Origin of the sequence: Streptomyces sp. URMC 127 (genome assembly GCF_051386535.1) — a bacterium.
Taxonomy (GTDB): domain Bacteria; phylum Actinomycetota; class Actinomycetes; order Streptomycetales; family Streptomycetaceae; genus Streptomyces.
The window spans coordinates 1-8,438 of sequence record NZ_JBPQTW010000262.1; the positions used below are offsets into that span (position 1 = coordinate 1).

Sequence of the window (8,438 nt, forward strand, 5' to 3'; positions counted from 1 at the left end):
CTCCGGCGCATCGGGCGTCAACGCGTGGCCGGATCCCGCCCGATGCGCCGGCGGACGGGGCTTCCGTAGGCTCGGCAGACGGACAGGGCTTCCATAAGCTCAACGGCACAGCCGCGCATGTCCCACGAGCACTTCCAGGGGGTAGACGTGCTGTACGCATTCGCCTTCGAGCGGGTCGGCGTCGTGGTGAGCGACCTCTACTTCATCGACCCGGACCCGATGCCCGGCCAGGAGACCCCCGAGCGCGGGGTCCGCGTGGAGCTGCGGATCTTCGAGCGGGGCGAGCCGGTCGGGTCCATCTACGCCGCGCGGCCCATCACGGTCGGCCGGCCCCTGTGGCGGGTCGACCTGCTGGAGGACGTGAGCAGCGCCCCGGGGAGCTTCGACCGCACGCACCACCACCCCGGCTTCGACGGCTGGGCTCCCGGGCCCCGGGTCTTCGTCGAGGAGCTGTCCGCCGATCCGCTGCCGTGGCTGGCCGGGAAGCTCTCCGACATCCCTGCTCTCCTGAAGGAGACCGGTGTCTCCCCGGATGAGCTCACCGAGGCGGATGCGGCCGGTCTCCGCGCGGTCGTGCCCGAGATCACGGACACGGTCCGCCGCCTGCTGGAGCGCGTCTGGAGCGGGGAGCTGGGCCGGCCGGCGGGCGAGCCCGGCTCCGGGCCGGTCACCAGCGCGCGGGTCAGCTGGCTGTAGCCCTCGCCGCAGTCCTCGTCGAGTCCTGGCCGCACTCCTCGTCGCCGGCGCCCCCCACCGTCCTAGCTGTCGGCGCCCCGCTGCCCTAGCTGCCGGCGCCCCGCTGTCGGCGGCCCCCTACTCAGGTATCACCCCAAGGTTGGCTCCCAGGGGTGACGTGGTCCCTGACGTGCTCTTCCTAACTTTCCCTCCGTCACCGCACAGGGCGAGGGAGAGACATTCATGGGCCGCTTCAAGCGCACGCTGGTCGCCGCCGCGCTGGCCACCACGGTCGTCGCGGGTACGGCGGGCTGGGCCGCTGGCAGCGAGCAGACGGCCGTCACCGGCCCGCCCGCGGGCACCGCGGAATGGCGTGCGGACCACTCACTCCACCGTCCGCTGCCGGACCCCGCGAGGGCGACGCCGCGCACGGTCGCCGCGTTCTTCGCCGGCCTCACCGAGGAGCAGCGCAAGGACCTGATGGCCCGCCATCCCCTGGTCGTCGGCAATCTCGACGGCGCGCCCGTCCCCCTGCGGTACGAGGCCAACGCCCGGGCGATAGCCGCCGAGCGGGAGAAGGCGCTGGCCCGGGCGGGGAACGCCGGCCTGCCGCGCGCCGTGCGCGAAGAGGCCGGGAAGCGGGCCGGCCTCTGCGAGCGGCTCCTCGCCCACGGCCGGCAGATCCTGGCCTTCGACCCGCGGGGGCGGGGCCAGGTCGCCGAGGTGTTCGGCGACCTGGCGGCGGCCCGGCATACGGCCGTCGTCGTGCCGGGCTCGGACATCGACCTCGCCACCTTCGACCGCACCCACGACCGGTACGGCACCCCCGCCGGGATGGCCGCCGCGCTGCGCTCCGAGATGGAGCGCAGGGCGCCCGGCACCCCGACGGCCGTCATCGCCTGGGCCGGCTACACCACGCCCGTCGGCCTCGGGGTGGACGCCGCCACCGGCCGGCTCGCACAGGCCGGGGCGGTCCGGCTGGAGCGCCTGCTCGCCGGGCTGCCGGCCGCCGCGGCCTCTCCCGCCGCGCCGCCGCCCGCCGTCTTCTGCCACAGCTACGGATCGGTCGTCTGCGGCCTGGCCGCCTCCTCCGTCGACCGCACCGAGGCGAGCGACCTCGTCGCGCTCGGCAGCCCCGGGATGCGGGCCGGCTCGGTGAAGGAACTGCACACCGGCGCCCGCGTCTGGGCGGCCGCGCGCAACTCCTCGGACTGGATCGGCAACGTGCCCAACGTCGACCTCTTCGGCCTCGGTCACGGCGCCGACCCGACGTCCCCGGAGTTCGGCGCCCGCATCGTCCCCAGCCGCGGCGCCCACGGCCACACCGGCTACTTCGCGCCCGGCACGGACTCCCTGCGCAACTTCGCGGACATCGCCCTCGGCGCCTACGCCTCCGTCGGCTGACCCTGCGGGGGCTACTGCTCCCGCAGCGGGGGAGTAGCGCGCAGCACCGCGTCGAGCAAGCCGGGGAACCGGGTGTCGAGATCCTCGCGGCGCAAGGAAACGGCCTTGGAGCGGCCCGCCTTGTGCTCGCGCGTGATCCCGGACTCGCGCAGCACGCGCCAGTGGTGCGTGGCCGTGGCCTTGGTGATCTCCAGCGGAAGGCTGCCGCACGTGCGCTCGCCGGGCGAGGCGTCGAGCTCGCGCACGATCCCCAGCCGCACGGGGTTGCCCAGGGCGGCGAGGACGTCCTCGACGAGGAGCTGGTCGCGATCGGGGTGGTAGGTGGCCATGGGGACGATCGTACGACGTATGTCGTACCGAGCGAGAGCGTAGACGGTACGATGTTTCTCGTACTGTCATACCAACCCGGAAGACCTCATGTCTGTCACCCCTTCCCCCTCCGCCGCCCCCGTCGCGATCGTCACCGCCGCAGCCTCGGGCATAGGCCGCGGCATGGCCTCCGAGCTCGCCGCCGCGGGCCACCGCCTGGTCCTCCTCGATATCGACGAGGCCGTCCACGACCTCGCTCGCGAACTGGGCGGCAGCGCGGTGACCGGCTCGCTCACCGACCCCGCCGACCTCGCCCGCCTCGTCGACCACGCCCTGGAGCGTCACGGCCGGATCGACGCCGTCGTCAACGGCGCCGGTCACGCCAGGAACGGCGCACTGCTGGACGTCACCGACGAGGAGTGGCACGACGGCCTCGACATGCTGCTGCTCAGCGTCGTCCGCATGGCCCGCCTCGTCACCCCGCACATGGAGCGCGCCGGGCGCGGCGCCTTCGTCAACCTCTCCTCGTACACCGCCTTCGAGCCGCTCGGCATGATCCCGGTCAACTCCGCCCTGCGCGCCGCGCTCACGAGCTTCACCAAGCTCTACGCCGACCGGTACGCCGCCCAGGGCATCAGGATGAACAGCATCATGCCGGGCTACGTGGACAGCTGGCCGGAGCAGCCCGAGTTCCTCGCGCGCATCCCCGCGGGCCGGTACGCGACGGTCGCGGAGGTCGGCAAGCTGGCGGCGTTCCTCGTCTCGGACGCGGCCGCGTACATCAACGGCGAGTCCATCCGCATCGACGGCGGGGCCGGCCGTTCGCTGTGACCGCCTGATCGGCCTCCTGATCGCTGCTCGGCTTCCGGCGGCCCCTGACGGCCGGGGCGGGCCGGCAATCTAGCGTGGGGGCATGACTGACACGCCTCCTGACGCCCTATCAGGTCCATCCTCTCCAGGCACCACCGAAGGCGGCCCGGGGGGCGGCGGATGACCGGAACCGCCCCGCCGCCGGGCCCGATAGCCGCCCGCAGCGTCCGCCCCCTTGCCGGAGTCCTCGCCGCAACCGCCGTCGCCCTCACCGGCACCCGCGTCTCGGCGGTCGCGCTGCCGTGGTTCGTGCTCGTCACCACCGGCAGCGCGGCGCAGACCGGACTCGTCGCGTTCTGCGAGATGACCCCGTACGTACTGGTCAAGATGTTCACCGGGCCCTTGTTGGACCGCGCCGGGCCGCGCGTCATCTCCTGGACGGCCGACTCCTTCAGCGCCGTCGCTGCCGCCCTGATCCCCGCGCTGCACGCCTTCGGCCTGCTGCCCTTCTGGCTCCTGCTCACCCTCGTCGCGGTGATCGGTGCCGTGCGCGGGCCCGGCGACCTGGCCAAAGAGATCATGGTTCCGGAGGCGGCCGACCGCAGCGGGGTCCCGCTGGAACGGGCGACCGGCCTCTCCGGCGTCACCGAACGCCTCGCCTCCACCGTCGGCCCGGCGGCCGGCGGCGCGCTCGTGGCGCTCCTCAGCCCCATGGCCGGCCTCGTCATCAACGCCGTCTCCTTCGCCCTGGGATCGCTCATCGTCGCGCTCGTCCTGCCCCGCGGCATGGGGCGCGCCGTAGCGCCCGGAGACCGCTCACCGGGCGGCCCGGACAGCGACGCGGACGGCGCTCCGGCCGGTGAACCGGCGGGCTACTGGCGCCGCTTCGCCGAAGGCTTCGCGTTCCTGCGTGGCGAGCCCCTGCTGCTCACCGTCATCGTCACGGTCGGCATCACCAACCTCCTGTCCGCGGGCTTCGCCGCCGTCCTGGTCCCCGTCTGGGCCGAACGCTCCGGAGGCGGTCCGGCCGCCATCGGGCTCACGAGCAGTGCCGCGGGCATCGCCGCGGTCTGCGGCAGTCTCGTCGCCGCCGCGTTCGCCCACCGGATGCGCCGCCGGCCCGTGTTCTTCGCGGGCTTCCTGCTCGCGGGCGCTCCGCGGTTCGTCGTGCTCGCCTGCGACGCGCCGCTGTGGGCGGTGCTCGCCGTCTTCGCCGTCAGCGGCTTCGGCGGCGGCTTCCTCAACCCCATCATCGGTGCCGTCTCCTTCGAGCGGGTGCCGCGGAGCCTCCTGGGCCGGGTGCGGGCGCTCGGCGACTCGCTGGCCTGGGCGGGCATCCCCCTGGGCGGCCTGCTCGCGGGGCTCGCGGTCACCTCCGCCGGGCTGGTGCCCGCCCTGCTGGCGGGCGGTGCGCTGTTCTTCCTCACGACCAACCTGGCGGGGCTGCGCCCGGAATGGCGCGAAGGATGCGGGTCCGGCGCGGGTTGAGGATGCTGCCGTTCCGTGACGATCGTCTCCGGCCTGCGGCCGATGCGCGGGAGTGGGGGCGGTTGCGCCGTCCGGCGCCCTCCGCGGACCCCGTCGTCCCTTACGGTCGTCTCCGACCTGAGGCCGACGCCCGCCGCAGGGGTGATCGCCTAGCTTAATGATCATGATGTTGACATCACGGAAGACACGGAAGACCCGTACGGCATCGCGGCGAGCCTTCGCCGGCGCCGCGCTCCTCACAGCCCTCGCCGTCGCCCAGGTCCCGGCCGTCGCCGCGACGGCATCCGGCCCGGCCCCGGCCCCGGCACCTGCGCAGCACCCCGGTGCCGGGGCGGCGGACCGGATACCCGCGCCCACGGGCAAGGAGCCGGTCGGCACGAAGACGCTGCACCTCACCGACACCTCGCGGCCCGACCCCTGGAAGCCCGCCGCCGGCAAGCGCGAGCTTATGGTCACCCTCTGGTACCCCGCGCGTCACCAGGGTGACAGGAACGCCCCGTACATGTCGAAGCAGTTGTCCAAGGCCTGGCTCGGCCAGGAGCAGCTGGGCGGCGTGCGCACCAACGCCACCGCGGGCGCCCGGCCCGCCCCGAAGGCCCGGCCGCTGGTCGTCCTCTCCCCGGGTTTCGGGATGAGCCGCGCGTCGCTCACCGGGCTCGGCGAGGACCTCGCCTCCCGCGGCTACGCCGTCGCCGCGCTCGACCACACCTACGAGGCTCCGGTGGAGTTCCCCGGTGGACGCATCGAGGCCTGCGAGATCTGCAAGACACCCGATTTCCCCGCGGTCGTGGCGAACCGGTCCAAGGACATCCGGTTCCTGCTCGACCAGCTGACCGGTCCCCGCGGCCCGCTCGCCGTCGACGCCCGCCGGATCGCCGTGGCCGGGCACTCCATCGGAGGCGCGAGCGCGGTCCGGGCCCTCCACGACGACCCGCGCGTGGACGCCGCCGTCAACCTCGACGGCAACTTCCCCCCGGAGTTCGCCGGCAAGGTGAACAAGCCCGTGCTGCTGATGGGCGCGCAGCGCGCCGAAGTCAACGACCCCGGGTCGGAGCAGGACCCCAGGACGAACTGGGACCGGACCTGGAAGCAGCTGACGGGCTGGAAGCGCTGGCTCGACGTCCCCAAGGGCGGGCACATGACCTTCACCGACGCGCCCTGGCTCGTCGACCGGTTCGGTCTGCCCGAGGGGACACCGCCGGATGCGGTCAAGCGGGGATACGGCACCCTGCACGGCCCTCGTTCCACCGCCCTCACCCGTGCCTACGTGGGTGCGTTCCTCGACCGGCACCTGCGCGGCACCCCGAGCCCGCTCCTCGACCGGCCGTCCCCGGCCTACCCGGAAGTCACCCTCCTGAAGAAGTAGCCGCAAGGCCCGGGGTGGCACCAGCACCACCCCGGGAACGGATACCAGAGGGATCGATCAAGGCTCCGCCGCCCGGGAACATCGAACCGTCAAACAACGCCAGGAGGTTCGATGTCCGAGTCCAGCAAGCCGCGGCGCACCGTCTCCGCCGGGTCCGTCCTGTCGGCAGCAGTGGCCGTGGTGATCGCCGCCGCAGCGCTCCCGGCCGGGGCCGCTGCCGCAGGGCCCCGGGCGGCTGCGGCGCCGCAGGCTTCCGCAGCGCCGCAAGCTGCCACGGCGTCGCGGACGCCCGCGGCGGTGACCGTGCCCGAGCGGTACGCCTCCCAGAAGCTGGACTGGAAGCCCTGCCCCGAGGTCGCGCCCGGCCTGGAGTGCGCGCAGATGACCGTCCCGCGCGACTGGCACGACCCGGACGCGGGCAAGGACCTCACGATCGCCGTGTCCCGCGTGAAGGCGGGCGACCCCGCCCACCGGCGCGGCGTGCTGATGATGGCCGCCGGAGGCCCGGGCGGCTCCGGCCTCAAGCGGCCCGCGAGCCTTGCGAAGGCGGCGCCCTCCATAGGCGCCGTCCACGACATCGTCAGCTTCGACCAGCGCGGCGTCGGCGCGAGCACACCCCTGCAGTGCCAGAGCAAGGAAGAGCTCGACGCCTTCTTCGCCGGGGACTTCCGCGACCGCTCACCCGAAGCCGTCCGGCGCGTCCTGGACAACTCCCGCAAGCTCGCCGAAGCCTGCGGCGAGAAGCACGGCGGCCTCCTCCCGTACATCACCACCGAGCAGACCGTACGCGACATGGACCTCCTCCGCGCCCTGCTCGGCGAGCGGAAGATCTCCTACTACGGCGCCTCCTACGCGACCATGATCGGCGCCTACTACGCTTCCCTCTTCCCGCAGCGCGTCGAACGCGCCGTCCTGGACAGCAACATCTCCTTCGACGGCACCTGGGAGCAGTTCGAGACGGGCCAGCCCAAGAGCTTCCAGCGCCGCTTCGAACAGGACTTCCTGCCCTGGCTCGCGAAGAACGACGCCACCTACCACTACGGGAAGACCGCCGCCGAGGCCAAGGCCACCTGGGAGCGCCGCCGCAGCGCCCTGCACGACCGGCCCATCAGCCTCGACGGGGGCGGGAACAAGGGGAAGACCGTCGACCCCAACCGCTTCGACAGCGGCACCATCCAGGCCGTTTACGACTCGCAGCAGGGCTTCCCCGGCCTGGCGACGGCCCTGGCCGCGCTGGAGCACTGGGACTCCGCCACGACCGAGGAGCGAGGGATGGCCGACAAGGTCTTCGGGTCGTACCTCACGCCGAACTTCTTCGCCGAGTTCCTCGCCGTGACCTGCGCCGACACGCCCTGGAACCGCGACCCGGAGCACTGGGTGCGGCGCAGCGCCGAGGACACCGCGAAGTACCCGCTGGCCGGCGCCCGGGAGCTCGCGTTCTCCGCCACGTGCGCGGCATGGCCCACGGCCCCCGGCCCGCGCGTCGAGGTCACCGGCAAGGGCCTGCCGCCCGTCCTGATGCTCAACTCCCGCAACGACCCGGCCACGTACTACGAGGGCGCCCGGCGCGCCCACCGGGCCCTCAAGGGCTCGCGCCTGGTCACCGTCCCCGGCGGCGACCACGGCGTCTACGGCGACGGCAACGCCTGCGCGGACGGCATCGTCAACAACTACCTCCTGTCGGGGGAACTGCCCGCACGCGACGTCACGTGCGAGGCCGCACCCGCCCGGTAGGACACCGCCGGCAGCGGTGTCCTACAACCGCCGCTCCAGCAGCTGCCCGGAGAGCGCGAGGAGTTCAGCCGTCGCGCTCTCCGCGAGCCCCGCACCGCGCAGGCACGCCTGCGCGGCCTCCGCGTGGCGGCGCGCCTCCTCCCGGGCGAACTCCCGGCCGCCCGCCGCCTCCACGAGATCCGCCGCACGGTGCGCGGCAGCCGCGTCCGGCACGGCCTCCGAGCCCAGCAGCCGGGCCAGTTCGCGTCCGGTCGCGTCCCCGCCCCGGGCGACGGCGGCGAGCACCGGCAGGGTCTTCTTCCGCCGCAGCAGGTCGCTGTGCACCGGCTTGCCCGTCGTGAGCGGATCGCCCCAGATCCCCAGCAGGTCGTCCACGGCCTGGAACGCCACCCCGAGCCGCCGGCCCGCCTCCGCGAGGGCGCCGGTCTGCAGCGCGGGCGCGCCCGCGAGGACCGGGGCCAGGGACAGCGCGCACCCCAGCAGGGCACCGGTCTTGCGGCCGGCCATCGCCTCGTACTCGGGTATGCCGACGGCGTCCGGCCCGGCCCACGGCCGGTTCTCGAACAGCAGGTCGTCGGCCTGCCCGCGCACGAGCTCGCCCAGGCAGTTTGCGAGGTGCGCCACCCCGCGGCCCGCGTGCCCGCCCCCGGAC

Annotated in this window: 8 protein-coding genes; 6 read left to right on the forward strand and 2 right to left on the reverse strand. The window is 73.8% G+C overall.

Going from position 1 to position 8,438, the window contains the following annotated elements; genetic code table 11:
- Nucleotides 1-147: 147 nt before the first annotated feature.
- Both ACSNOH_RS31205 and ACSNOH_RS31210 read left to right on the forward strand, forming a co-directional pair.
- A complete protein-coding gene (locus ACSNOH_RS31205) occupies nucleotides 148-696 on the forward strand; it encodes a hypothetical protein (RefSeq protein WP_436724808.1) in 549 nt (182 codons plus the stop codon).
- A gap of 222 nt (nucleotides 697-918) precedes the next feature.
- Complete coding sequence (locus ACSNOH_RS31210) at nucleotides 919-2,079, forward strand: alpha/beta hydrolase (RefSeq protein ID WP_436724809.1); 1,161 nt, start codon at nucleotides 919-921, stop codon at nucleotides 2,077-2,079.
- An 11-nt stretch (nucleotides 2,080-2,090) separates the two neighbouring features.
- Here ACSNOH_RS31210 and ACSNOH_RS31215 read toward each other — a convergent pair whose 3' ends face one another.
- Entirely contained in the window at nucleotides 2,091-2,408 is a 318-nt protein-coding gene (locus ACSNOH_RS31215) for an ArsR/SmtB family transcription factor (protein WP_436724810.1), read from the reverse strand.
- A gap of 88 nt (nucleotides 2,409-2,496) precedes the next feature.
- On the opposite strand from ACSNOH_RS31215, the gene ACSNOH_RS31220 reads away from it, so the two are divergent.
- The 4 genes from ACSNOH_RS31220 (at nucleotide 2,497) to ACSNOH_RS31235 (ending at nucleotide 7,786) form a co-directional block, all read left to right on the forward strand.
- On the forward strand, nucleotides 2,497-3,219 hold the full coding sequence (locus tag ACSNOH_RS31220) for an SDR family oxidoreductase (protein WP_436724811.1): 723 nt from the start codon (nucleotides 2,497-2,499) through the stop codon (nucleotides 3,217-3,219).
- A gap of 159 nt (nucleotides 3,220-3,378) precedes the next feature.
- Entirely contained in the window at nucleotides 3,379-4,686 is a 1,308-nt protein-coding gene (locus ACSNOH_RS31225) for an MFS transporter (protein WP_436724812.1), read from the forward strand.
- Between the two features lie 163 nt (nucleotides 4,687-4,849).
- Complete coding sequence (locus tag ACSNOH_RS31230) at nucleotides 4,850-6,052, forward strand: alpha/beta hydrolase family protein (protein ID WP_436724813.1); 1,203 nt, start codon at nucleotides 4,850-4,852, stop codon at nucleotides 6,050-6,052.
- Nucleotides 6,053-6,163: 111 nt separating this feature from the next.
- Complete coding sequence (locus ACSNOH_RS31235; protein ID WP_436724814.1) at nucleotides 6,164-7,786, forward strand: alpha/beta hydrolase; 1,623 nt, start codon at nucleotides 6,164-6,166, stop codon at nucleotides 7,784-7,786.
- A gap of 21 nt (nucleotides 7,787-7,807) precedes the next feature.
- Here ACSNOH_RS31235 and ACSNOH_RS31240 read toward each other — a convergent pair.
- Nucleotides 7,808-8,438 (reverse strand): polyprenyl synthetase family protein (locus ACSNOH_RS31240; protein WP_436724815.1); only part of this gene is annotated, 631 nt, incomplete at its 5' end.

Excerpts from the sequence above, each read along its gene's own strand:
- ACSNOH_RS31210 (WP_436724809.1), top strand. The coding sequence starts at position 919 with ATGGGCCGCTTCAAGCGCACGCTGGTCGCCGCCGCGCTGGCCACCACG.
- ACSNOH_RS31215 (WP_436724810.1), bottom strand. The coding sequence starts at position 2,408 with ATGGCCACCTACCACCCCGATCGCGACCAGCTCCTCGTCGAGGACGTC.
- ACSNOH_RS31220 (WP_436724811.1), top strand. The coding sequence starts at position 2,497 with ATGTCTGTCACCCCTTCCCCCTCCGCCGCCCCCGTCGCGATCGTCACC.
- ACSNOH_RS31225 (WP_436724812.1), top strand. The coding sequence starts at position 3,379 with ATGACCGGAACCGCCCCGCCGCCGGGCCCGATAGCCGCCCGCAGCGTC.
- ACSNOH_RS31230 (WP_436724813.1), top strand. The coding sequence starts at position 4,850 with ATGATGTTGACATCACGGAAGACACGGAAGACCCGTACGGCATCGCGG.
- ACSNOH_RS31235 (WP_436724814.1), top strand. The coding sequence starts at position 6,164 with ATGTCCGAGTCCAGCAAGCCGCGGCGCACCGTCTCCGCCGGGTCCGTC.